The organism is Novosphingobium sp. BL-A-41-Hi4A-0G, from assembly GCF_055521735.1.
The window spans coordinates 2298463-2320555 of the sequence record NZ_CM145501.1 but is presented as its reverse complement, the minus strand read 5'-3'; the positions used below and the strand labels follow the sequence as shown (position 1 = coordinate 2320555).

The window sequence follows — 22093 nt, the reverse complement described above, 5'->3', positions numbered from 1 at the left end:
TGCCAGAGCGTGGCTCTGGCGCGGGCTGTCAGGCAGGCATTCCGGCGGGCGGGCCGCAAGGTGGCGGCAGCATGCGATGGACCTTGCGCGGCGCGATAACGCCGTGGGCGGTGAACCCCAGCGCAAGGATGAAGGCGAGCGCAAGCGCCAGTTGCAGCGGGTCGGTGGCGGAAAGGGCGGCAAAGCCCAGCGCCGTGAACGCACAGCTCTCATGCGCCTTGGCCATGGCGGGTGCCTTGCTGCCCGATTGCGGCACGGTGATCTCGATGGCCGAGCGCGCGCCGGTGCTGTCAGCGCAGACCAGCACGGTCAGCGATTTTGCCGAAGCCTCGACCATGAACCCGGCAGGGACGAGCGCCTTCATCGCCACAGCAAGCGCGACCAGCAGCAATGCCAGCCGGTAATTCAGCCTCAGCGATGTGCGCAGCCCGCCCATGGCCGCGCCCCTTAGACGGCGTCACATGCGGTGTCATCCCGCTTCACATGATCTTCATCCGCCAATCGGGACGGGCAGGCGCGGCGCTGACTTTTATGGAAACTTTACGCCGCACACCTCGCATACCCATATTGCCTTTACGCGGTTCTGCGCGATGGGGCAGGCTCCACACGAAGGACCGACCATGACCGAGGCAGACCAGCCGCACCCTTCACCCGCGCATCAGGCGCAGCGCCATTCTCTGGCCATCCTGACATTGGGCGCCATTGGAGTCGTCTATGGCGATATCGGCACGAGCCCGCTCTACGCCTTCCGCGAGGCATTGGCGCAGACCAGCGCTGACGGCATCTCGCGCCCCGAGATCCTCGGCGTACTCTCGCTGGCGCTGTGGGCGCTGATCGTGGTGGTCACGCTCAAGTACGTCGCCTTCCTCATGCGCATGGACAACAACGGCGAAGGCGGTGTGCTCTCGCTGATGGCGCTGGCCGAGCGTGCGACCAACCGGAAGTGGCCGATCGTGCTGCTGCTGGGCGCAACCGGCGCGGCGCTGTTCTATGGCGATGCGATCATCACGCCCGCGCTATCGGTGCTCTCTGCGGTCGAGGGCCTGCGCACCATTCCGGGCATGGAATCGATGAGTGAGCCGACGATCCTCGGCGTCACGCTCGGCATTCTGGCCGGGCTCTTCGCCGTGCAGGCGCGCGGGACGGCGGGGATTGCCGCGTTCTTCGGCCCGGTCTGCCTCGTCTGGTTCGGCGTGCTAGCCGCGCTCGGCCTGTGGCATATCGCCGATGCCCCGGCGATCCTCGAAGCCTTCAACCCGCTCCACGCCGTGCGCTTCATGCTGGGCAATGGCGTCTCGGGCCTGTTCGTGCTCGGCGCGGTGTTCCTGACCGTGACAGGTGCCGAGGCGCTGATTGCCGACATGGGCCACTTCGGCGCGAGCCCGATCCGCATCGGCTGGCTGGGCCTTGTCTGGCCCGCGCTCACGCTCAACTATCTGGGGCAAGGCGCTATGGCATTGAAGGCGCTGGCTGTGGCCGAAGGCTCGGGCCACGTGCTGGCCAATGCCGACTGGTTCTTCCTGATGGCCCCCGATTCCCTGCGCGCGCCATTGGTCGTGCTTGCCACCATGGCCACGATCATCGCCAGCCAGGCCGTGATCACCGGCGCCTATTCGCTGACCCATCAGGCCATCGCGCTCGGCCTGCTCCCGCGCCTTGCCATCCGCCAGACCTCGGAACGGCAGGTCGGGCAGATCTACATCCCGGCGGTGAACTGGCTCCTGCTCGCAGGCGTGGTGATCCTCGTGCTCGGCTTCGGCAGCAGTTCGGCGATGGCGGCGGCATATGGCATCGCGGTCACCGGCACGATGGTCGTCACCACCTGCCTCGCGTTCATCATCGCCTGGCGCTACTGGCACTGGGAGCCGGTCTGGGCCGGGCTGCTCATCGCCCCGTTCCTTGCGCTCGACGTGTTCTTCTTCGGCGCCAACATCCTGCGCGTGACCGAGGGCGGCTGGGTGCCGCTGGTAACCGCCGCTGCCATCGGACTGGTGATCTTCACCTGGCTGCGCGGCAGGAAGGCGGCGCTGGAGCGTCAGCAGGAACAGGGCGTGCTGCTTGACGAAATGGCCGTCGCATTGGCCGCACGCCCTCCGGTGCGGATCGAGGGTACGGCGGTGTTTCTCACGCAGGATCTCGACAATGCCCCTGCCGCGCTGCTCCACAACCTCAAGCACAACAAGGTGCTGCATCGTTGTTCGATCGTGCTCAAGGTGCAGACGACCAACCGGCCATGGGTCGATGCCGCGAACCGGCTGACGCTTGAGCGGATCGACGACAACTTCGTCCGGGCGCGGCTGACCTATGGCTACATGGACCGCATAGACGTGCCGAGCGATCTTGCCCGCAGCGAAGGCCTGCTGGCGCGGCCGGGCGGAACCTCGTTCTTCGTCGGGCGCAGTGCCATCCGCTTCGCCTCGCGTCCAAGCCTGCCGCGCTGGATGACGGTGATCTACATGTTCCTTCACCGCAACGCGTCCGACCCGACCGCCTATTTTGCCATTCCGCCCAACAGGGTGGTCGAACTTGGCAGCCAGATAGAGCTATAGTCGGCCCGTGCCGCGCTATCTTTCCTCTGCCCTCGAGGCTCTGCTGGCCGTTGCCGTGGTGGCAGCACTGACTTCGGCACTGCTGCCGACGATGGGGCTGGCCTCGGCAGCGCTGCTGTTCCTCCTGCCGGTGCTGCTTGCCGCAACGCGCGGCGGGATCGGTCCTGCGATGATCGCGGCGCTCACCGGGGCTGCGGCCTACAACTACTTCCTGCTGGAGCCGCGCTTCACCTTCCGGGTCCATCGTCTCGACAACCTCGTCAGCGTCTTCGTGCTCTGCGTCGTGGCCGTGGTCACCGGACGGCTGGCGACCCGGTTGCTGGCGCGCGAGGCTGAGGCGAACGAGCGGGCGGCGGCCAGCGCAGAAGCGGCAACACTGGCAGGGCTCCTGTCCGCCGAGCCTGCCAGCGAAGCCCTGGACCGCGCGCTCGGATATCTTGCATCGCGTTACGGGCAGGTCGTGCTTCTGGACGAGGCGGGGGAAGGCGGCATGTCCTCGCTTGACCAGTCGGCTGCGGCGTGGGCTTTGCACAATGGCGATGTCACCGGGCATGGCACGCTGACGATGGCGGCGGCGGACTGGACCTTCTTCCCGCTCGTCCGGCGCAACCGGCCCGGCGATGCGGTTCTGGCACTCGCAAGGCCCGCCACAGGGCACACCCGCACAACCGCCGAGATCGAACGCATGGCCGAACTGTGCCTGCAGCTCGGCCAGTCGCGTGACCGCGAGAGCCTGCTGCGTGAAAGGCGCGAGCGCGAACTGGCCGAAGCGCGCGACAGGCTGCGCAGCACGTTCCTCGCCTCGCTTGCCCACGATTTCCGCACGCCATTGACCGTGATCGCTGGGCGGCTGGAGCAGATCGCGCGCGAGCGGCCCGATGTCCGCGATGCGCTGGTCGCAGCGCGCAGGCTAGACGGGATGATGGCCAACCTGCTCGCCGCCGCACGGATCGAGGGCGGATCGCTTAGCGTCGCTTGCGAAAGTCTCGATCTCATCGACGTGATCGGCGGCGTGTGCGATCACCTCGTCCTGCCTGCAGCGGTCACGGTCCGGCGCGATGTGGCGGCGGACTTGCCGTTCGTGCGCGGCGATCCGGTGTTGTTGCACCACGTCATGGCCAATCTCGTCGACAACGCCGTGCGCCATGCCCGCTCGCAGGTGACCGTTGCGGCAAGGGCAGATGGCGAACGTGTCGTGTTGAGCGTCGAGGATGATGGCACCGGCGTGCCCGAGGCCGAACGCGCGCTGATCTTCGAGCGTTTCCGCCGCATTGAAGGGTCCGACCGCACCGATGGCAGCGGTCTGGGCCTTGCCATCGTCAAGGACTTTGCCGATGCGATGGGCATGAATGTGAACATCGGACAGGCAGCAGGCGGTGGCGCACGGTTCGAGGTTTCGGCACCGTGCGTGAAGATCGGTGAAGCATGAGCCGTATACTGTGCATTGATGACGAGCCCGCGATCCTGCGGTTGCTCGAAGTCGTGTTGCGCAGGGACGGGCATGATGTGGTGCCTGCGAGTGATGCCAGAGCTGCCCTTGCCGCTCTGGCGCACGAGCCGGTTGACGCGGTGCTGCTCGATCTGGGGCTTCCCGATCGCGACGGGCTGGAATTGCTGGGGCTGATCCGGGCACGGTGCGATGCGCCGGTTGTGGTCGTTTCGGCTCGAGGCGAAGTGCAGGAGAAGGTCACCGCACTCGATCTGGGGGCCAGCGACTACGTTACCAAGCCGTTCGACGGGGACGAACTGCTGGCGCGGTTGCGCGTGGCACTGCGCGGCGCCGGCAAGACCGTCGCTAAGGCCGAAGTGCTTGAGCATGGACCTGTGAGCCTGGACCTGCCCCGGCATGAGGCAAGCGTTTCCGGCAGGCCGGTGCAACTGACGCCCAAAGAGTTCGCCGTGCTCCACGCGCTGGTCGATGCCGGCGGGCGCGTCCTCACCCACGCCGCCCTGCTCGAGAGCGTATGGGGCAAGGCGCACCGCGATGATGTCGAGTATTTGCGCGTGGTGATCCGGGCCTTGCGGCTCAAGCTTGAGGAAGACCCGTCACACCCCCGGTTGATCCGCAACGAACCGGGGATCGGCTACAGGTTGAGCTGATCCCCGGCGTCTTTAGATCAGCAGGGCCGCGCCGCCCATTCGCCGCGGACCCAGTGGTGCGCCTTGTGCTTCCAGGGGTCGATCACGACGAGGTTGATCCAGCCGTTCTCGACGAGACGGCCGACCGCATCGTGGGCAAGGACGATGTCCTGCACGCGCTGCAGCGGCGCTTCAATGATCACCGAAAGGCGGCGCGGGGTGTGGTAGGGCGTGCCATCGTCGCGGAACAGCGACTGGCGCGGCAGCCCGACGCACAGGTCGCCGCCGCTGCCCTGCACCACGCCGAACCCGCCGACCACGTTCTGCGTGGTCTTGTCGCCCGCGCCGAACACCTCGTTATCGATGGTCGAGAACAGGTACTGGCAGTTGATCCACTGCGCCACGATCATCGGCGCGGTCATGATCCCGGTCAGCGCGCTGCCGTCCTCGTCCTTCTTCCAGTCGTAGCTGTGGAGGAACGCATTGCCGCCAAGATCGATGTCCGCCGTGAGCGCGCGGGGGCCAACGATGAAAGCGGCATTGCCCGACAGGCCCCACTCGGGGCGGACTTCGCCCCAGTGGGCGGCACCGGTCAGCAGATCTTCCGCGGTCCGGCCTAGACGGGCGGCGCGTTCCTGGCGGCACTTGGCGCCCGCCTGCAGCAGGGCTTGCTCGAACCGGGCGAGGTCCTGAGCGTGGGTGGCGGGAACGAGCTGGCGGTCGAAGATTTCCACTTCATCGCGCGTGGTGTCGTGCTGGGCTGCGATGAACCAGGTATCATCGGGCAACTCGAGGCCTTGCGCGGCGAGACCTTCACGCACTTGAGTGTCGTTGAGGATCGCAGCCATGAGGCGGGCGTTGGGGCCGCCGGGGTGACCGCCGCAGGCACCGCAATCAAGGCTTGCGGCAAAGGCGTTGTTGGTGGTGCAACCGCCATGGCCGACCAATGCGACCAGTCGCGCAGTTTCTGCAGAGAGGCCGGTCAGCGCGAACATGCCGCGTGCGTAGGCGATGCGTTGCTCGAGCGGGATCGCGCTGGCGCTGTGGTTGTGCGTATGGTCGTGATCGTTGCTGGCCGACGGGGTCAGCACATGGCCCCGCTCACCGACTAGCCGCTTGCGCATCGCATCGGAGAGGCGCGGGGCGAGCGTGCGGGCCAGCAGCGCGACAGCCGCGAGCGGACCTGCCGCTTCGGCAGTGGCAAAGCCAGTGGCACCACCCTTGGTGGTGTCGAGCATGGCGCGCGCGTCGGCAAGAGCAGCATGGCGGGCGAGCATGGCGTCGGCTTCCGCCTCCCGGCCTGTTGCGGGACGTTCTGCCACCACGTGCGCTGGCGACAGCAGGACCGGCAACTGGTTGCGCTGCGGGGCCTCGCAGGCCGGGTTGATCGCGATGGGCAGGCCGAAGAAGCCGGCGTAGCCCAGCGTCTCGTACCGCCCTTGCGCTTCCAGTGCGCGCCGCATCGGCTCCGAGCGGACGTCAATGCAGAACACGGCCTGCGCCTCGGCAGCAGGCTTTGCCACAGGTGCGGTCATCCGGGCCGATGCGCCTTCGAGCAGCGGGGCGTATTCAGCGAGGAACGAGGCCTCTGCCGCCTGCTGGAAGATCAGGCCCAGCTCCGCCAGCGACAGGTCAGCGATGCTCCGCAAGCGATTGCGAGCAGCTTCGGTCCATGTCTCGGCGGCATCGGCGGGCAGGCCGAAGTGGGCAAGCAGGGCCTGTTCGACACCAGATGCTTCGGCGCTGGCGTCGGGCAGGGCACGCGGCCCGTTGCGGACAGTCCCTTCAACCAGGGCGACCAGCGCCATCAATTCGACCATCGTGGCAGGCGCACCTTCGCTGGCGGCAGGGCCACCGTGTTCGCTGCGCCAGCGCAGATGTGCCGCCCAGCCAGGCAGGGCAGCGACCAGCGACCGCAGCCAGCCAAGCCTCCGCTCGCGCGCAACGCCATCGCGCCGTGCGGCAAACAGCAGCATCTCGATGGGATCGGCGGGCACCAGTTCCAGCCAATGCGCAGCGGTTGCATCACCGGTGCGGACGAGGGCCGGATCATGCCGCAGCGCGGTGCTCAGGCAGGCATAAAGGCCGAGGTGACGACCGGGCAGGCGCAGTGCGCCGTTGCGGTCGAAGAAAGCGGCGAGCCAGCGCGCGAGGATGGCGCAGGCGGGGGACAGCTCGCGACGGGTGGCCTGAACGTCATCGGTGGGCAGCTCGGTCAGCCGGGCGACCAGCAGGTTGTAGGCGTTGAGGTCGGGCCCCAGCGGCGCGAAAGCCTCGTCCAGTCCTCCGAGTGCGTTCACGACGGCCTTGCGCATGGCGACGTAGTCGATGCGGCCTTCTTCCATGATCTTGCGCCACTGGATGAGGGACAGCGAGGGGCGAGCGCCGAACAGTCCGGCGGCCTCGGGCAGGGCCTGCTCGAAGGCTTGGTCTTCAAACCCGGAGAGCGGGTTGACGGCGATGGCGCTGTCGAGCGGCCAGAGCGGCGCAACGGTCTGTGCGGCGATATCGACGAGTGCCTGCAGTTCCTGCCGTTCGGCCTGGAGGCTGACGGGAATGCCGCTTGTCGCTTGCATAGCTCCGGTGGCGATGTTCATGGCTTGGGTCCTTGATCTGGATTGGCCGAAGTCTTGAGTTTTCAGGCAGTGATGGTGCTGCCGGCATGGATCAGGCGGGCGTAGAGCGCGTGAGGCAGGGCTTGCTCGCCTGTCACCACCCGCTGCTGCCAGACCCAACCCGCCAGGAAGAGCGAGAGCAGCGCGATCTGGCCATGGGGCGAGATGAGCGGCTGGGCGGCAGAAGGCTGAAGGATGGTCATGATCGCAAGCGCCGCTGCGTTGAGTGCGATCAGTACGATCGGGGCGATTGCAACGACAAGTCCCAGTGGACCGCGTGGCAGTGCGCGCATCGCCAGCACAAGAGCACAGAGCAGTGCGGTGAGCGCGAGACCAACCGGGAGAAGGGCGTCGGCATGCTGGGTCTCGATCAGGGTAATGCAGCCGGCCAGCGTCGCGAGGGCGATGATGGCGGGCCAAGGCTGTGTCAGGCCCTTGGTGCGCGTCGGTGCGGTCGAGATCGTTCCGGCCGAGCCGAGGAACAGCCAGGCCTTGAACAGACCGTGGGCGACCATGTGCCAGAGTGCAGCGGGATAGGCCCCCAGTGCGACGGTGAGGAGCATGAAGCCCATCTGTCCGACCGTGGAGGCAGCGAGAGCACCCTTGACATCGCTGCGGACCAGCATGATCGCGCTGCCGACGAGGGCGGCCACGACCCCGGTCGCAAAGAGGGCGTAGCGTGCCGTGATGACAGCCTCAAGCGCGGGGGCGAAGCGGATCAGGAGGAAGCCGCCTGCATTGACGAAGCCTGCATGCATAAGCGCCGACACCGGGGTGGGGGCCGCAAGCGAGCGCATCAGCCATGTCGAGAACGGTGGCAGGGCACAGCGGGCAAGCGCGGCAATGACCAGTAGGAAGGCGGCGAGCGTCAGCTGCGGACCGGCCATGGCGGGAACCGCTGCCGTGATTGCGGCGATGTCGCTTGAACCTGAGCCAAGAGAGAGGACGAGCATTGCACCGACCAGCGCGAGATCGCCGATGGAGAAAGCGATGTTGGCCGTGCGAGCGGCATCCCGCGCTTCGCTCCATTCACCGACGTGACCGATCAGGCCTGCCATCAGCCGACCGGACACGATCCATGCGGCGGCAAGCAGCAGGGCATCGGAGGTCAGCCCCATCAGCACTGTGGCAATGGCAAGACCGACAGCAAGTCGCGCGAAGGAAGCGCTGCGACGATCAGCGCGCAACTGGCGTTTTGCGAAGACCAGAACGACGACAGTGACGAGCAGGCTCAGTCCTGCCAGCGCCACACCCGCGGTCGTCGCTGCCACATGCCCGGTCAGGAAAGCCGCGCCCAACAGCAGGCCAAGGGCCGCCACAGGCAGGTTCGCAACTGCTGTTCGCAGTACTGTTGCAGCAGAGCGATTGGCTACAGGGATGGCTGCTTGCCGACTGGCAGTCATGGTCATCTGATTCATTTCAATGCCTCCTTGCCTGTGCAGGTGCAGCATCGGTCATGATTGGTGAAACGAATTTCTGAAATATTGAAGATTTCAATTATAAATGATATAGCGATCTCATGGCCTTACGAAACCTCGACATCGATCTGTTGCGTTGCTTCGTGACGATTGCCGATACCGGCAGCTTTACCCGTGCGGGCGAGCGGCTGGGGCGGACACAATCCGCAATTTCATTGCAGCTGAAACGGCTGGAGGAGCAGGTCGGCCGTGTCCTGTTCCTGCGCAGCCCACGCTCTCTGGCGATCACCTCGGACGGGGAGCGTCTGATCGGCCCCGCGCGGCAGATCCTGCGGCTTCATGATGCCACGGTGGCCGAGATGTTCGAACCGGACATTGCCGGCTCTGTCCGCATAGGCGTGCCTGAGGATTTCGCGACGGCGCATCTACCGACCGTCCTTTCAGCCTTCACCGCAGCGCACCCGCTGGTGGAACTGGAAGTGACGTGCGACCTTACGCTGAACCTGCTTGAGCGCTTCCACGCGGGTGATTTCGACCTCGCAATGGTCAAGCGTCAGCCGACGCAGGAGCAGCAGGACGGGGTGCGAGTCTGGCGCGAACCGCTGGTCTGGGTCGCTCGGGATCGGCAGTCGGCCTCCGACTTTGCGCGTGTGCCGTTGGTCGTCTCGCCCGAACCCTGCGTCTATCGCAAGCGCGCGACCGAGGCGCTTGATGCAGTCGGGCGTCCATGGCGTGTGGCCTATACCTCGACCAGCCTTGCCGGGAGCCTGTCAGCCGTGCGGGCAGGACTTGGAATGACCGTGCTGCCACTGGAAATGGTCCCGCCCGGACTTGCCGCCGTGGGCGAGGATGCCGGTCTTCCTCCGCTCTACGATACCGAGATTGCGTTGATCGAGGCGCCGGGCCTGTCTGACACTGCGCACTTGCTGGCCCAGCACATCATCGCCGCGCTGGAGCGGGGAGCGTGAGGTTCAGTTCCCAAGAGAAATACGGGCGGCGGGAACCGGACGGATGCATCGCAATCCTTCCTCCACAGGGTTGACGCAGCGACTGGGCTGAATCCTGAGTGCGCGCAGATGAGGCCCCGCAGCATCGCCCGTCCGGACATCCTCTGAAGGTACGCGAAGCTTCAGGATGCGGTCCGCGCGGTTTGCACAGACTGTGACGACCTGCGAAGTCGGGCAGGCCTTCGTGCTGGTTGTCGAGAGGCCGCTTTTCGGGCTGTCGTACGACAGGTCAGCTGGCAGGCGGAAGCTGTGGTGCGCGCTTTCGGCCATTGCCGTCGCACCGATCGGGTGGCTGGCCGGGATCAGGGTCGTTGCGAGGGCAGTTGCAAACAAGGTCAGCATGGCTCTTGGCCTTTCACGTGCCCCGAGGGGCGGGATTGTTCTGGCGATGCGCGCCGCCAGGGTCGTCAGCGCACACCGCCAGTGCTCCACGTTCGGCGGCCAACGCTTCCGGGGGCGGGCCTCATCCGCACGTGGCGTGTCGCGTGCCGCAAAATTCGGGGTCGAGCGGCAAGGCGCGACGCGTTCGAAACTTGGCGGGAGCGGCGCGGACTGGGACTGTGCCGCTCCCGGGCAAGAGACGGTGGCAAGGCCGTCCGGTACAGGCGAGGGGGGGAGCCAGGTAACTGCCGGTTTCGGCCAGTTGGGGCGTCCTTCGCGTCTCTTGCCCTACCGGAATGACGGGATTCGCAAGTTGCGTCCAATCGAAAGAACAAGCATAAATCGATAGAGAATATCTATCGGGGTTTCGATGCCAACTGTTCGACAGCTTGAGTATTTCCTGGCCGTTTCCGAGTTGCGTCATTTTGGCAAGGCGGCCCAATCCTGCAACATTTCGCAACCGACACTGAGTCATCAGTTACGCGCCCTGGAAGACCGTCTAGGCACGACGCTTATCGATCGGGCGGCTCAATCCGTCGAACTGACGCCAATCGGACGCGAGATCGCCGAGCGGGCGAAGCGGGTACTGCTGGAGATTCGCGATATCCGGGCGCTTGCTGCCCGCTCGCGCAAGCAGTTGACCGGGATCGTGCGATTCGGAGTCACGCCCACGCTCGGGCCATATCTCCTGCCGGCGATCATCGGCGGGCTTCATGTCGAGCAACCGGGCCTGCGCCTTTACATCCGCGATGGCATTCCGGTCGAACAGGCGCGCGATCTTGTCGCCGGGCGGCTCGACATGATGGTCGGCCCCGGTCCGGTGGTGGGCGAGGATCTCGAGGTGTTGCCCCTTTTCGAGGAGCCCATGACGATCGTTGCCCCGCGCAATCACCTCCTTGCCAGTGCGCGCAGAATCGATCGAAGCGACTTTGCAGGGGAGCGTTTCCTGACGCTCGATCCGCGCCATCACTATCACCAGCAGGTGCAGCGCGCCTGTGCCGAACTCGGAGCGGAAATCCTCTACGATTATGAAGGCACAAGTCTCGACAGCATCCACCAGATGGTCGGCAGCGGGGTGGGTTTGGCGATTCTGCCTGAATTGTACCTCAGGTCGGACGTGGGCGGCGATGCGCTGGTAGCGAGACTGAAGGTCGACAAGTGGCAATGTAGCCGCGAGATCGTTGCGGCATGGCGTGCGAAGTCCGCAAGTGCGGGTGATTATCATGCTCTTGCCAAGCGCATTCAGGCCGAGGCGTTATCCCTGTTGCGTTGACGCCTGCGGCTCCGTGATGATCCTGTCACGCGCGACGCGGATGTCACCCGCCTCGATCTGCAGCTTCAGTCGCTCACGATCGCTGGCGCGGAAAATGTCTTCTGCGCGGGTTATCGCTTCCTGAGACAGTCCGGCGTCTGCCAGAGCGATGCGTGCCATCTTCACGGCGGACTCCATGACCTCGCGCACCACTGCGCCAACCGGCGTTCCGCGCAGGCGGATCAACGCGCGGCGGTCATAGGCGCGGACGTAGATCGCGGCCCGCGGGAAGGCATCGTGAACGGCTTCGACCAGTTCTGGCGAGACCTGATCGCCATCCATGCAGAAGAAGATCATCTCTGCTTCGTCCGCGCCAGCCTGTCGCAGCAGGTCCAGTCGGGTTCCGTCACCGAAATAGACCTTGGCACCGAAGGTTGCGGCCACATCGATCATCTCGATGTCGGTATCTACCATGGTCACCGGAATGTTGCTGGCGAGGAGCATCTGGGTGACGCTCTGACCGAAGCGGCCGAAACCGACCACGACGGCATTCGAACCATCGGGTTGAGGGCCTTCACGTTCGCCCTTGGCCGCTTCCGCCTCGCGTCGGAAATTGGCTGTGGCCATCATCAGGAACGGCGTGGTGGCCATCGACAGCGTGACGACAGCGCCAAACAGGCTGGCAGCATCAGGTGCGATCAGCAGCGCATTCTGGGCCTGGGCGAACAGCACGAAGCCGAACTCGCCCCCTTGGCTGAGCAGCAGTCCGAGAGCCAGCGCACCGCGCCATGGCATTCCGAAAACGCGCCCGATGCCGAAGATAATCGTCGCTTTGATCGCGATCAGCCCTGCCGCCATCCCCGCCACGAAAAGGGGGCGCTCGGCAATGGCGTGCAGGTTGAGCATCATGCCGACGGCAAGGAAGAACAGGCCGAGCAGGATCGAACGGAAGGGTTCGACATCGGCTTCAAGTTCGTGGCGATAGGGGCTGTCGGCCAGCATCACGCCCGCAACGAATGCGCCGAGCGCGGTCGACAGACCCAGCAGTTCCATCACTGCAGCCGAGGCCATCACCGTGAACAGCGCTGCGACGACGAACATCTCGCGCTCGCCAAGATTGCCGATCAGCCGGAACAGCGGGCGGATCAGGTATCGCCCAGCCGCGATCAGGGCGGCGATAGCCGCCAGAGTGTAGATTACCATCAGCCAGCCCGGAGGGCCGCCGGCGTCGGCCGGATTGCGGCTCATCGCGGTGATTATCGTGATCATCGGGATGATCGAGAGGTCCTGGAACAACAGGATGGCAAAGGCCCGCTCGCCGAACGGGGTGCGCAGACGCCCGGAAGACTGCAGCATCGGCAGGACCTGCGCGGTGGATGAAAGCGCCAAGGGCATGCCCAGTGCAAGCGCGGCTTCCCAGCTGAACTCGGTCTTCAGAAGGATCATGCCCGCTATCGCAAGGCCACACGCTGTCACCTGCAGCAGGCCAAGACCGAGAATGTCGCGCTTCATCTTCCACAGGCGCGCGGGGTTCAGTTCAAGACCCACGAGGAACAGCAGCAAGGTGATGCCCAGTTCCGCAATGCCTAGCTTCTGTTCGGCATCGCCAACCAGTCCCAACACTTGCGGTCCGACTACGGCTCCGGCGAGCAGATAGCCCAGAGTCGCGCCCAATCCCAGCCGCCGGAAGACCAGCACGAACGCCAGCGCGAAGCCTAGCAGGAGGAACCCGTCGCGGAGCATGGAGGAATGTTCTGCCATTTCCTTTCTTTAGGCCGCTCCTGATTCATCGCAACAGCCGTTCAGCTTGCGTTGATCTGTCGTCACGGAAAGTCTAGCCCGAGGGAAACGACGGAGGGGCAGATATGCGCATGGGTCTTGTACTGGCGGCCGCGACGATTCCGGCAGTGGCCATGGCGCAGTCCGCGCAGACATCGGCGCCAACATCCTCTCAGGGCGATGTATCGCTCACCATCTACAACAACGATCTGGCACTCGTGCAGGACGTGCGGCAGATGTCGCTGCCACTCGGCCGTACCCGGCAGGAGTTTCCTGATGTTTCGTCCGCGATAAGACCCGAGACCGTGACGCTCAACGCTGGCGGCACCGGCATCGTCGAACAGAACTTCGACTACGATCTGCTGACGCCTGCCAAGCTCATGGACAAGGCTGTCGGCCAGACGGTGACAGTGGTCCGCACCAATCCCGCAACCGGCGTGGAAACGCGCGAGGCCGCCACGATCCTTGCAAACAATGGCGGAACGGTTGTGCGCATTGGTGACCGGATCGAAGTGCTGAACGAATATGGCGCGCGCGTGATCTTCCCGAGCCTTCCGGCAGGATTGCGCGCACGGCCGACGCTTTCGGTCACGCTCGATACCACAACACTGGGTGCGCGGCCTGTCTCGCTCAGCTACCTGTCGCGCGGGTTTGGCTGGAAGGCGGACTATGTCGCCCTGTTTGACGAGGCGGCGGGCAAGATCGACGTGCAGGGCTGGATCACGCTCAACAACAACAGCGGGACGACATTCGGGAAGGCCAAAGTGTTGCTGGTGGCCGGATCGGTCGGTGATGGCGCGCAGAACTATGCCGCCCAGAACTATGGAGGGGGGCGCCCCGTGATGCCCGGCAATCGCATGGGCACGCAAAGTGCGGGCCGCGAAAGCCTTGGCGATTTCTACGTCTATCCCATTGCCGGGCGGACGACCGTCGCCAATGCCCAGCAGAAGCAGGTCAGCTTCCTCGATGTGGCAGGGGCACCCGCTACCAAGGCCTATCACTTCCGCAACGGCTGGCTCTCCAGCCAGACCGAGCCGCAGAGCGCCGACACCGTGCTGCGCTTCTCCACTGCGCGCGAGGCTGGGCTGGGCGATGCGCTTCCAGCGGGCACGGTCCGCGTCTATATGCGCGATGCGCGCGGGCAGCCGCAGTTCATTGGCGAGAACAGCATCGGGCATACCCCGATGGGCTCCTCGCTGGCGCTGAAGACGGGCGAAGCCTTCGATGTGAAGGTCCAGCCCGTGCTGGAAAAGCGCGACCGGATCGACAGCGGCGAATGGGAGCGGAGCCTGCGCTACCGTGTAACCACGCCCGGCAAGGCGCCGAGCGAAGTGACCGTAGAGACCGAAAAGGTCTTCTGGCGCACCACCATGACATACAAGGTCACCAACGCGAGAGCCACTCCGGTCGTCGTCGAAGTGGTGCAGGGCGGGCTCGACAACTGGTGGCACGATACCCGCGTGCCGTCAGAGAGCATCAAGGGCGAGCAACGCTCCGCCGACGAGCGCATCTGGCAGGTGCCGGTGCCCGCCAATGGCGAGACCACGCTGACCGTCCAGTTCGACACGCGGTACTGAGCGCGCCCGTGCGCCTTCGCGCAGCCATTCTCGCTCTGCTTGCGTGCTCACCTCCAGCGCTGGGGCAGGGGCTCGTGACCTCGTCCGCGCCCGAAAGCGTTTCGGTCAGCATTTATCGTGCGCCCGACCGCGATAGCGATACGGCGATGGATCTCGATTGGCTTGAGGGCTACGCACTCGTCACCGAGAAGCGCACCGTCGATATTCCTGCGGGCAAGGCGACAATCCGCTTTGAAGGCGTGGCGGCGGGGCTGTTTCCGGAAAGCGCCATTGTCACCGGCTTGCCATCGGGCGTGCGCGAAAAGAACCTCGATGCCGACTTGCTGTCGCCACGCAGCCTCTATGCGCGCATGTTCGGGCGGCCGATCATCCTGCGTCGGACAGCGCCTGCGACTGGTGTAGCGCGTGAGGAACGGGCGATCATTCGCTCGGGGCCCGACGGCGCGGCGATCCTGCAGACATCCGAGGGCGTCGAGGCTGTAAGCTGCGGCGGTCTCGATGATGAACTGCTCTATCCCGATGCGCCAACGGACCTTTCGGCGCGACCAACGCTTTCCGTCGAGACGGACAGTCCTGTGGCGCAGAAGGCCACACTTTCGCTGTCGTACCTCGCCTGGGGGTTCGATTGGCAATCGAACTACGTGATCCACATGAGCCCCGACGGCCGCACCGCCGATCTTTCGGCCTGGGTCACGCTGGCAAGCAGCGACGCGACCAGCTTTGCCGATGCCGAGACTGCCGTCATTGCAGGCGAAGTCAATCGCGAGGAGAGCGAGGAAGGAGCCAAGCCTTCAGGCGGGGAACTGGTGCTGCAATGTGCGCTTTCGCCGGTGGCAGTAGTGCCTGTAGAACCTCCTGTATTGGCAATGCCAGCACCGGCTCCTCCGGTCATGGAAATGGCGGACATCGTTGTCACCGCGGAGCGCCGGAACGAGACGGTGATGAACGCCCCGGTCACGGTGCAGCAGGAGGGCTTGGGCGATCTCAAGCTTTATCGTGTGCCGGTGCCGGTCACGGTAGCCGCCAATGCGCAGAAGCAGGTGGCACTCGCACAGAAGTCTGGCGTGAAGATGGAGGCGCTCTACCGGGCAGAAGTCTGGGAGGGTAGCGTGGGCGAGGTTCGCCAGATGCTGCGTACGCGCAATCGCAAGGAGGAAGGTCTTGGCCTGCCCTTACCGGGTGGTCCGGTCACCGTGTTCGAGCCGCATGGGGATGCAGTGCTGCTCTCGGGCGAGGGTGGCCTGCCGGATCGAGCGGTTGGCGAGGACGTCGAGATCATGCTCTCCGAGGCCACGCAAGTGACTGCTTCGGCAGAGGAACTGGAGGCTGACGAGCGATCGGCGACGGTCCGGTTGACGGTTCGCAATGCGCGGTCGGTTCCCGTCAGGTTCGAAGCACGCATAGCGACTGCAGATGCGGTGCGGGCTGTCTCTGGTGGCAAGCTTTCGCGCAAGGACGGACGCAGCATCTGGGCGACCGAAGTTGGCCCGGGGGCGACGACGTCACTCGTTTACAGGATGGTTAAATCGGACTGAATTGCTTGCTGCTGTGTTTTGATGGCGCTTTCCGATGCTATCTGTGGCACCAGCGCAGCATCGGGGCGCTTAGAACAGACAGTCGGATAGAATGCGAAGAGCTTTTCTCCTTGGGGCATTGTTGGTGCTGGCCATTGCGGCGGGTTTTGTCATGTCCGGGAGAAGCAGTGAAAAGCCAGTCGCCGTGTCCAGCGTCGATGCGAAGGGCAACTACCGGCTTGTTGCAACGGACGGTACTCTGTTCGCGCGATCAAGCCTCAAGGGCCGTCCCTATATCACGTATTTCGGCTATGCCGCCTGCCCTGATCAATGCCCTGCCATGCTGGTGCGCCTCGCAAACCTGCGAAAGCAGATGGGACTTGCGCCACAGCAATTGCCGATCGTGTTCATCACGGTCGATCCGAAGCACGATACCCCCGAGCGACTGGCGGCGTTCGTCAAGTCTCTGGACCGGCCCATCATCGCACTGACCGGAAGTGCGGACGTGATCAACCGGGTGACCGACAATGCCGCCGTGTTCGTCGAGACTCGCACACAGCCCGATGGCAGTTACCGGATAGAGCACACGACAAACGCCTATCTCTATCACGCGAACGGCGACTTCTGGGACACGATCGCGCCCGGAGATGACAATGCTGTGGTGATAGAGAAAGTGCGCGGTGTGCTGAAGGCCCCTGCGGGCGAGGCAAGCGGACCTGCCTCCGATCCCGCTACCTGACCCGTAACCGTGCGGCGCTTCAGCCTTACCCTTCTTCAGGCATTCGGCCGATAGATGGCATAGACCTTCTTTACATGACTTCGGCTTTCCCATGAGCAATGTGCGCCCATCTCGACTAGGAAGAGGTCACCTTTCGAGAACGTCGCCTCCCGCCCCACACCATCGATGAAGGTGACTTCACCTTCCAGCAGGTGCATCAGTTCATGGTGCCGGTATGGCATCGGCAAGCGGTGATAGGGCGTTGAATCCCAAGTGCCGCAAACGAACTCGCCATTGGCAGACCGGTAATCTGTAAAGTTCCGGCACGACGGCGTCGGGCCGACCAGCAGTTCTGCAAGCGGCGGTCCGGACGGGACAAGGTCTGCACTTTCATTGATGGGAACGATTGCGTCCGATCCGGCCGGACCGCTGCTGCAGCGCATGATGATCACGGTCGTGTCGACTGCAGCCTGCCAGCCGAAACGGCGGCCTGCTGGAATGACTCCACTGGCATTGCAAGGCAGCGCAACCGAAACGTCACTCTGCACCAACGTCAGTTCACCCTTGAGAACGAAGACAAACTCGTCCGCTTCCAGTCCGGCGTGTTCGCCCTCAGGAGAAACTCCGGCTGCAAGCACCGCGACCGCGCCGGTCGGCAAGGGCAGGTGACAGCTGTTGGAGGCCCATGCCGAAGTCATTTCCGAACCCGGGGCATGGTCAAACCGGACACCGTCAGCGAAGGCACGGAGATCGATGAAGGAGTGAGCCGTGGAATTGAGCGTGGTCATCCGAACCTGCAGCAAGCTTCTGACCTAGCGACCTTAGAGCCAGAGGCTGTTTGGTGCTGCGCGATCAGTGACCCGTGTCGGCACGAAGCGCCGAATGGCGAGGGTCAGGTGGCAGAGCCTGCTGCCAGAATTCAGCGAGGCTTTGTTCACAGAGGCAACGCCGTGGCTTCGATCTCCGCGAAGTAATGCGCCATGCTCTCGGCCGCCTTGTCGGACAGTGCAATAAAGGCCCGGCGACGATCTGTGGCATCCTCGGCACGGCAGAGCAGGCCGGCATCGGTCATCTGGCTGATCCAGCGCAGCGCCGTAGTCGGCGGTACGCCAGACGCGATACACAGCGAGGTTACCGATACCCGCTTGTGCTCCGACCGCGCTGCCGTCAGATCGAGGAGCATGTCCCAGGCGGGATCTGCAAACAGTTCGCCTTCGAAGAACCTGGCACGCAGCTGGCGCTGGCGGATGATCTTGCGGACCAGCCTGGGATCGGGAAGCGACGCGCGTTTTCCCCGAACCAGGCGCTGGGTGGCAAGATCTCGGTCGCCGGTAGCATCGAAAGCAAAAGCTGAGGCTTCAACCCTGCTGGTCTCTGGGCTTGCCCCCGAGAGAGACTCGAGACGCTGCGCAATTTCGCCGACCTGCTGGGTCAGCCGAAGGAGCGACATTCGGTCATGGTCGGACAGTTCACGCACACGCCCGCCGTGAGCAGCCATCTCGGGCATTGAAAGAATGTGGCCAAGCGCAATCACGCGATCGGCCCGGCCGGGGCTTACAAGAATCTGCGCTGCGGACTGATCAAGGCAGCCGAAGACATCGTCGAGCGAACCCATGCTGGTTGAAACCACCATTTGCGCGCCGCTCTTGGCAACTCGCGCATCCAGCAGGGCAAGTGCCGCCATTTCTGCCGCTTCGAGGACCGGGCAATCTATGAGGACGAGGTCGCCAAGCGGGTATTCTCGGGCAGAGTCTAGCAGCGTGGCAATCTCTGCCGTGCTTGCAACGCGCAGGCCTGCTGCGGCTGCATCCTCGGCCATTTCCATGCGCAAGTAGGCCCGGTCGGAAAAGATCGAAACGGCAAGCGGCGAACAGGGGCTGAGCCACGCCACGTCGGCTCCTGTCTGGCCAGGGTCGGCCCGGTCGGTGTCATCGTTCCATGTGTAATCGAACCGCGCTGCCGCCTGATCCAGTGCCATTGCCGTTGTCCCTCAGTAAACGCCCTAAGTGCGAACATGAGTGGAACAAATGAGGATCAGGTCAAGACTGATTACTTCGATTTTGGATCAAGTCACTATCTCGATGGGCGTCCCATCAGGCACAAGTTGCCACAACTCCTCGATTTCTTCGTTGGCAAGCGCAATGCAGCCGTCCGTCCAATCACCCTCGATGCGTCCGCTTTCGAGTGAGTTCGGCTGTCCGTGGATAAAAATCTGCCCGCCGGGCGACCGCCCAAGCGACTCGGCATAAGCTTTGTCCATGGCGTTCGGATAGGAGATGTGGAGCGAGAGGTGATAGCTGCTCGAGGGGTTGGCGTAGTCAATCACGTAGCGGCCTTCGGGCGTCCGTTCGTCACCTTCAAGACGCTTTGCCCCAATCGGATCGTCACCAAGCTGGATTCCTGTGATGACGCGCAGTGGCCGACCGTTGGCGTCTAGCAGCAACAGACGCCGCGCTGCCTTCTCGACACGCACCGAAGCGATATCGTCGGCGCTCAACGCGCGAGTTTCCGCAGATGATCCAGCCGAGCCCTGCAACAGCAGGGCCAGCGGAAGAATGATCGTCAGCAATGGGCGGGCCATCGCGCGAGACTACGCGAGACCCGTCCTGCTCCCAAGACCTTGCTGACCGAAAAGTTCAGTCGACGAAGGGATCGCGGACGAGGATCGTGTCCGCCCGCTCGGGGCTGGTTGAAACGAGCGCAACTGGCGTCTCGATCAATTCCTGTACGCGCTGGATATATTTTATCGCCTGTGCGGGGAGGTCGGCCCATGAACGGGCACCGGCGGTTGTGCCGACCCAGCCGTCCATCTCTTCGTAGATCGGCTCGACTTCGGCCTGATCCGCAGCGTGAGCCGGGAAGTAGTCCAGGACCTTACCGCGCAGGCGATAGCCGGTGCAGATCTTCACCTTCTCGAAGCCGTCGAGCACGTCAAGCTTGGTGAGTGCAATGCCGGTCACGCCCGAGATCGCACAGGACTGGCGCACCAGCACTGCATCGAACCAGCCGCAACGGCGCTTGCGCCCGGTGACGGTACCGAATTCATGGCCACGCTCGCCAAGGCGCTGGCCGACTTCGTCTTCAAGCTCGGTCGGGAAGGGACCCGAACCGACGCGCGTGGTGTAGGCCTTGACGATGCCCAGCACGAACCCGGTCGACGAAGGACCAAGGCCCGAGCCCGAAGCGGCCGTGCCGGAAACCGTATTCGACGAGGTGACGAACGGATAGGTGCCGTGGTCAACGTCAAGCAGCACGCCTTGCGCGCCTTCGAAGAGGATGCGCGCGCCGGCCTTGCGGACCTGATTGAGGCGCTTCCAGACCGGCTGAGCAAACTGCAGCACATAGGGTGCAATTTCGCGCAGTTCGCTGATCAGGGCCTCGCGATCGACCGGGGGCTGGCCGAAGCCTGCGCGCAGCGCGTCGTGGTGCGCGCAGAGGCGATCAAGCTGCGAATCGAGCGCATCGAGATGGGCAAGGTCGCACACGCGGATGGCGCGGCGGCCCACCTTGTCTTCATAGGCCGGACCGATGCCACGGCCGGTCGTGCCGATCTTCCCGGCCCCGGCAGCCTGTTCGCGCAGGCCGTCAAGGTCGCGGTGGAGCGGCAGGATCAGCGGGCAGTTGTCGGCAATGGCGAAGTTCTCGGCATTGATCTCGACGCCCTGGCCAGTGAGTTTCTCGATCTCTGCCTTGAGTGCCCAGGGATCGAGCACCACGCCGTTGCCGATAATCGACAGCGTGCCAGTTACGATGCCCGAAGGCAGCAGCGAGAGCTTGTAGACCTGATCCCCTACGACCAGCGTGTGACCCGCATTGTGGCCGCCCTGGAAGCGGACGACAGCGTCAGCGCGGCTTGCCAGCCAGTCGACGATCTTGCCTTTGCCTTCGTCACCCCACTGGGCGCCGATCACGGTTACATTGGCCATGGATACACTCCTCCACCCTGCCAGGGCGGATCCAGAAACGCCCTTCGACAGGACTCGGCGTTGCGGACGGGATGAACGGGGAGGACCCCGGTTGTCGCTGCGCGCCCTAGGGGCAGACATGCTGCCAAGTCAAGGTCGCGCGCTGCTGGCTGGGGCGGCAGGATTCGAACCTGCGAATGCCGGTACCAAAAACCGGTGCCTTACCACTTGGCGACGCCCCAACAGGAGGCGCGCTTATAGCGTGGTCGGCGCGGTTGAAAAGAGGGATAAGGGGCGTGCGGGACAGTGCCTGCCGGCTTGCCGTCCCGCATGTGCCAAGTCTCAGAAACCTTTGACGATGCCTTGCAGCTTTTCGGGGGGAAGCGCATCGAAATCGCTGGCATCGTGCCGCTCGGCGATGCCCTTCTGCGAGTTCACCAGACGACCGCGCAGCACGCCGGGACGAGCATCGATCTCGGCAACCCAGCGGCCTACGTTCTCGTATTCGTGCATCGAAAGGAACGTCGCCGCTTCGCCGTAGGCCTCGCCGCGGTAGATGTTGCCGAACCAGGTGTAAGTGGCGAGGTCAGCGATGGTGTAGTCGTCACCGGCAAGGAAACGGGTCTTGGCCAGCTGCCGGTTGGCGACGTCAAACAGGCGCTTGGTTTCCATGGCATAGCGGTCGATCGCGTATTCGATCTTGATCGGCGCGTAGTTATAGAAATGGCCGAAGCCGCCGCCGATGAACGGGGCAGAGCCCACCTGCCAGAAGAGCCAGGAGAGGCATTCGGCGCGGGCCGGGCCTGAGGTTGGCAAAAGCACGCCGAACTTTTCGGCAAGGTGCATCAGGATCGCGCCCGATTCGAACACGCGGAAGGGCTCTGGCCCCGACCGGTCGACCATCGCCGGAATCTTGGAGTTCGGGTTGATGTCGACGAAGCCCGAGGTGAACTGGTCACCCTCGAAGATCTTGATCAGCCAAGCGTCGTACTCAGCCTCGGAAAAGCCAAGCTGGAGCAACTCTTCCAGCATGATCGTGGCCTTCTGGCCATTGGGCGTACCCAGCGAATAGACTTGGAAAGGATGCTTGCCGACCGGAAGCTCACGCTGGCTCGTGGGCCCGGCGATCGGGCGGTTGACGCTGGCGAAGGCGCCGCCGTTGGCCTTGTCCCAAGTCCAGACCTTGGGTGGAACGTATTCTTCGGACATGCAGGGACTCCTTCGAAAATCGTTAGTGTTGCATACTATATTGCGGCCTTGCGGGTGGAACCGCAAGGGTCCCGTAGCCGTTCGCCGCCA

General features: G+C 64.2%; 18 protein-coding genes and 1 tRNA gene. 8 read left to right on the top strand and 11 right to left on the bottom strand.

Features of this window, described 5'->3' with window-relative positions; genetic code table 11:
* Positions 1-28: 28 nt before the first annotated feature.
* Entirely contained in the window at positions 29-436 is a 408-nt protein-coding gene (locus ACZ1JX_RS11245; protein ID WP_465123641.1) for a DUF2946 family protein, read from the bottom strand.
* A 184-nt stretch (positions 437-620) separates the two neighbouring features.
* Between ACZ1JX_RS11245 and ACZ1JX_RS11240 the strand changes: the two genes are divergently transcribed.
* Genes ACZ1JX_RS11240 through ACZ1JX_RS11230 form a run of 3 tightly spaced genes read left to right on the top strand, consistent with a single transcriptional unit; the run spans position 621 to position 4649 of the window.
* On the top strand, positions 621-2549 hold the full coding sequence (locus ACZ1JX_RS11240) for a potassium transporter Kup (RefSeq protein ID WP_465123640.1): 1929 nt from the start codon (positions 621-623) through the stop codon (positions 2547-2549).
* A gap of 7 nt (positions 2550-2556) precedes the next feature.
* Positions 2557-3978, top strand: coding sequence for a sensor histidine kinase (locus tag ACZ1JX_RS11235; protein WP_465123639.1), 1422 nt, complete (start codon positions 2557-2559; stop codon positions 3976-3978).
* Positions 3975-4649, top strand: a complete 675-nt coding sequence (locus tag ACZ1JX_RS11230) for a response regulator transcription factor (protein WP_465123638.1) — start codon at positions 3975-3977, stop codon at positions 4647-4649. The genes ACZ1JX_RS11235 and ACZ1JX_RS11230 overlap by 4 nt, the downstream gene beginning before the upstream one ends.
* Before the next feature lie 17 nt (positions 4650-4666).
* Here the strand turns inward: ACZ1JX_RS11230 and ACZ1JX_RS11225 are convergent, their stop codons facing one another.
* Together ACZ1JX_RS11225 and ACZ1JX_RS11220 are read right to left on the bottom strand one after the other, a co-directional pair.
* Entirely contained in the window at positions 4667-7225 is a 2559-nt protein-coding gene (locus ACZ1JX_RS11225; protein ID WP_465123637.1) for a DUF2309 domain-containing protein, read from the bottom strand.
* Positions 7226-7266: 41 nt separating this feature from the next.
* Positions 7267-8661 (bottom strand): proton-conducting transporter transmembrane domain-containing protein, encoded by a 1395-nt coding sequence (locus ACZ1JX_RS11220; RefSeq protein WP_465123636.1) that lies wholly within the window; start codon positions 8659-8661, stop codon positions 7267-7269.
* 101 nt (positions 8662-8762) lie between these two features.
* On the opposite strand from ACZ1JX_RS11220, the gene ACZ1JX_RS11215 reads away from it, so the two are divergent.
* Positions 8763-9629 (top strand): LysR substrate-binding domain-containing protein, encoded by an 867-nt coding sequence (locus tag ACZ1JX_RS11215; protein ID WP_465123635.1) that lies wholly within the window; start codon positions 8763-8765, stop codon positions 9627-9629.
* A 3-nt stretch (positions 9630-9632) separates the two neighbouring features.
* Here the strand turns inward: ACZ1JX_RS11215 and ACZ1JX_RS11210 are convergent, their stop codons facing one another.
* Positions 9633-10010, bottom strand: a complete 378-nt coding sequence (locus tag ACZ1JX_RS11210; RefSeq protein ID WP_465123634.1) for a hypothetical protein — start codon at positions 10008-10010, stop codon at positions 9633-9635.
* A gap of 409 nt (positions 10011-10419) precedes the next feature.
* Here ACZ1JX_RS11210 and ACZ1JX_RS11205 point away from each other — a divergent pair, with 409 nt between their 5' ends.
* Positions 10420-11322, top strand: a complete 903-nt coding sequence (locus ACZ1JX_RS11205; RefSeq protein WP_465123633.1) for a LysR substrate-binding domain-containing protein — start codon at positions 10420-10422, stop codon at positions 11320-11322.
* Here the strand turns inward: ACZ1JX_RS11205 and ACZ1JX_RS11200 are convergent.
* Positions 11305-13062: a cation:proton antiporter domain-containing protein gene (locus tag ACZ1JX_RS11200; RefSeq protein ID WP_465123632.1), complete on the bottom strand. Its 1758-nt coding sequence runs from the start codon at positions 13060-13062 to the stop codon at positions 11305-11307. The genes ACZ1JX_RS11205 and ACZ1JX_RS11200 overlap by 18 nt on opposite strands.
* A gap of 104 nt (positions 13063-13166) precedes the next feature.
* Here ACZ1JX_RS11200 and ACZ1JX_RS11195 point away from each other — a divergent pair, with 104 nt between their 5' ends.
* The 3 genes from ACZ1JX_RS11195 (at position 13167) to ACZ1JX_RS11185 (ending at position 16910) form a co-directional block, all read left to right on the top strand.
* Positions 13167-14657, top strand: a complete 1491-nt coding sequence (locus tag ACZ1JX_RS11195) for a DUF4139 domain-containing protein (protein ID WP_465123631.1) — start codon at positions 13167-13169, stop codon at positions 14655-14657.
* An 8-nt stretch (positions 14658-14665) separates the two neighbouring features.
* Positions 14666-16192, top strand: coding sequence for a DUF4139 domain-containing protein (locus ACZ1JX_RS11190; RefSeq protein WP_465123630.1), 1527 nt, complete (start codon positions 14666-14668; stop codon positions 16190-16192).
* A gap of 184 nt (positions 16193-16376) precedes the next feature.
* Entirely contained in the window at positions 16377-16910 is a 534-nt protein-coding gene (locus tag ACZ1JX_RS11185) for an SCO family protein (RefSeq protein WP_465123629.1), read from the top strand.
* Between the two features lie 35 nt (positions 16911-16945).
* Here the strand turns inward: ACZ1JX_RS11185 and ACZ1JX_RS11180 are convergent, their stop codons facing one another.
* From ACZ1JX_RS11180 to yghU, 6 genes are all read right to left on the bottom strand, one after another.
* Positions 16946-17548, bottom strand: coding sequence for a cupin domain-containing protein (locus tag ACZ1JX_RS11180; RefSeq protein WP_465123628.1), 603 nt, complete (start codon positions 17546-17548; stop codon positions 16946-16948).
* Positions 17549-17823: 275 nt separating this feature from the next.
* Positions 17824-18867 carry a MarR family transcriptional regulator gene (locus ACZ1JX_RS11175; protein ID WP_465123627.1) on the bottom strand — a complete coding sequence of 348 codons (1044 nt, stop codon included), beginning with the start codon at positions 18865-18867 and terminating at the stop codon, positions 17824-17826.
* 87 nt (positions 18868-18954) lie between these two features.
* Entirely contained in the window at positions 18955-19470 is a 516-nt protein-coding gene (locus tag ACZ1JX_RS11170; protein ID WP_465123626.1) for a L,D-transpeptidase family protein, read from the bottom strand.
* Positions 19471-19525: 55 nt separating this feature from the next.
* The gene (locus ACZ1JX_RS11165) at positions 19526-20815 is read right to left on the bottom strand and encodes an adenylosuccinate synthase (protein ID WP_465123625.1); all 1290 of its coding nucleotides are present in this window, start codon (positions 20813-20815) and stop codon (positions 19526-19528) included.
* Positions 20816-20961: 146 nt separating this feature from the next.
* A tRNA-Gln gene (locus ACZ1JX_RS11160) sits at positions 20962-21036 on the bottom strand.
* Between the two features lie 100 nt (positions 21037-21136).
* Positions 21137-22003, bottom strand: coding sequence for a glutathione-dependent disulfide-bond oxidoreductase (gene yghU / locus ACZ1JX_RS11155; protein ID WP_465123624.1), 867 nt, complete (start codon positions 22001-22003; stop codon positions 21137-21139).
* Positions 22004-22093: the final 90 nt, after the last annotated feature.

Bases quoted from the DNA above. Each gene is read 5' to 3' on its own strand.
- ACZ1JX_RS11245 (WP_465123641.1), bottom strand. From the start codon at position 436: ATGGGCGGGCTGCGCACATCGCTGAGGCTGAATTACCGGCTGGCATTG.
- ACZ1JX_RS11240 (WP_465123640.1), top strand. From the start codon at position 621: ATGACCGAGGCAGACCAGCCGCACCCTTCACCCGCGCATCAGGCGCAG.
- ACZ1JX_RS11230 (WP_465123638.1), top strand. From the start codon at position 3,975: ATGAGCCGTATACTGTGCATTGATGACGAGCCCGCGATCCTGCGGTTG.
- ACZ1JX_RS11225 (WP_465123637.1), bottom strand. From the start codon at position 7,225: ATGAACATCGCCACCGGAGCTATGCAAGCGACAAGCGGCATTCCCGTC.
- ACZ1JX_RS11220 (WP_465123636.1), bottom strand. From the start codon at position 8,661: ATGAATCAGATGACCATGACTGCCAGTCGGCAAGCAGCCATCCCTGTA.
- ACZ1JX_RS11215 (WP_465123635.1), top strand. From the start codon at position 8,763: ATGGCCTTACGAAACCTCGACATCGATCTGTTGCGTTGCTTCGTGACG.
- ACZ1JX_RS11210 (WP_465123634.1), bottom strand. From the start codon at position 10,010: ATGCTGACCTTGTTTGCAACTGCCCTCGCAACGACCCTGATCCCGGCC.
- ACZ1JX_RS11205 (WP_465123633.1), top strand. From the start codon at position 10,420: ATGCCAACTGTTCGACAGCTTGAGTATTTCCTGGCCGTTTCCGAGTTG.
- ACZ1JX_RS11200 (WP_465123632.1), bottom strand. From the start codon at position 13,062: ATGGCAGAACATTCCTCCATGCTCCGCGACGGGTTCCTCCTGCTAGGC.
- ACZ1JX_RS11195 (WP_465123631.1), top strand. From the start codon at position 13,167: ATGCGCATGGGTCTTGTACTGGCGGCCGCGACGATTCCGGCAGTGGCC.
- ACZ1JX_RS11175 (WP_465123627.1), bottom strand. From the start codon at position 18,867: ATGGCACTGGATCAGGCGGCAGCGCGGTTCGATTACACATGGAACGAT.
- ACZ1JX_RS11170 (WP_465123626.1), bottom strand. From the start codon at position 19,470: ATGGCCCGCCCATTGCTGACGATCATTCTTCCGCTGGCCCTGCTGTTG.
- ACZ1JX_RS11165 (WP_465123625.1), bottom strand. From the start codon at position 20,815: ATGGCCAATGTAACCGTGATCGGCGCCCAGTGGGGTGACGAAGGCAAA.
- yghU (WP_465123624.1), bottom strand. From the start codon at position 22,003: ATGTCCGAAGAATACGTTCCACCCAAGGTCTGGACTTGGGACAAGGCC.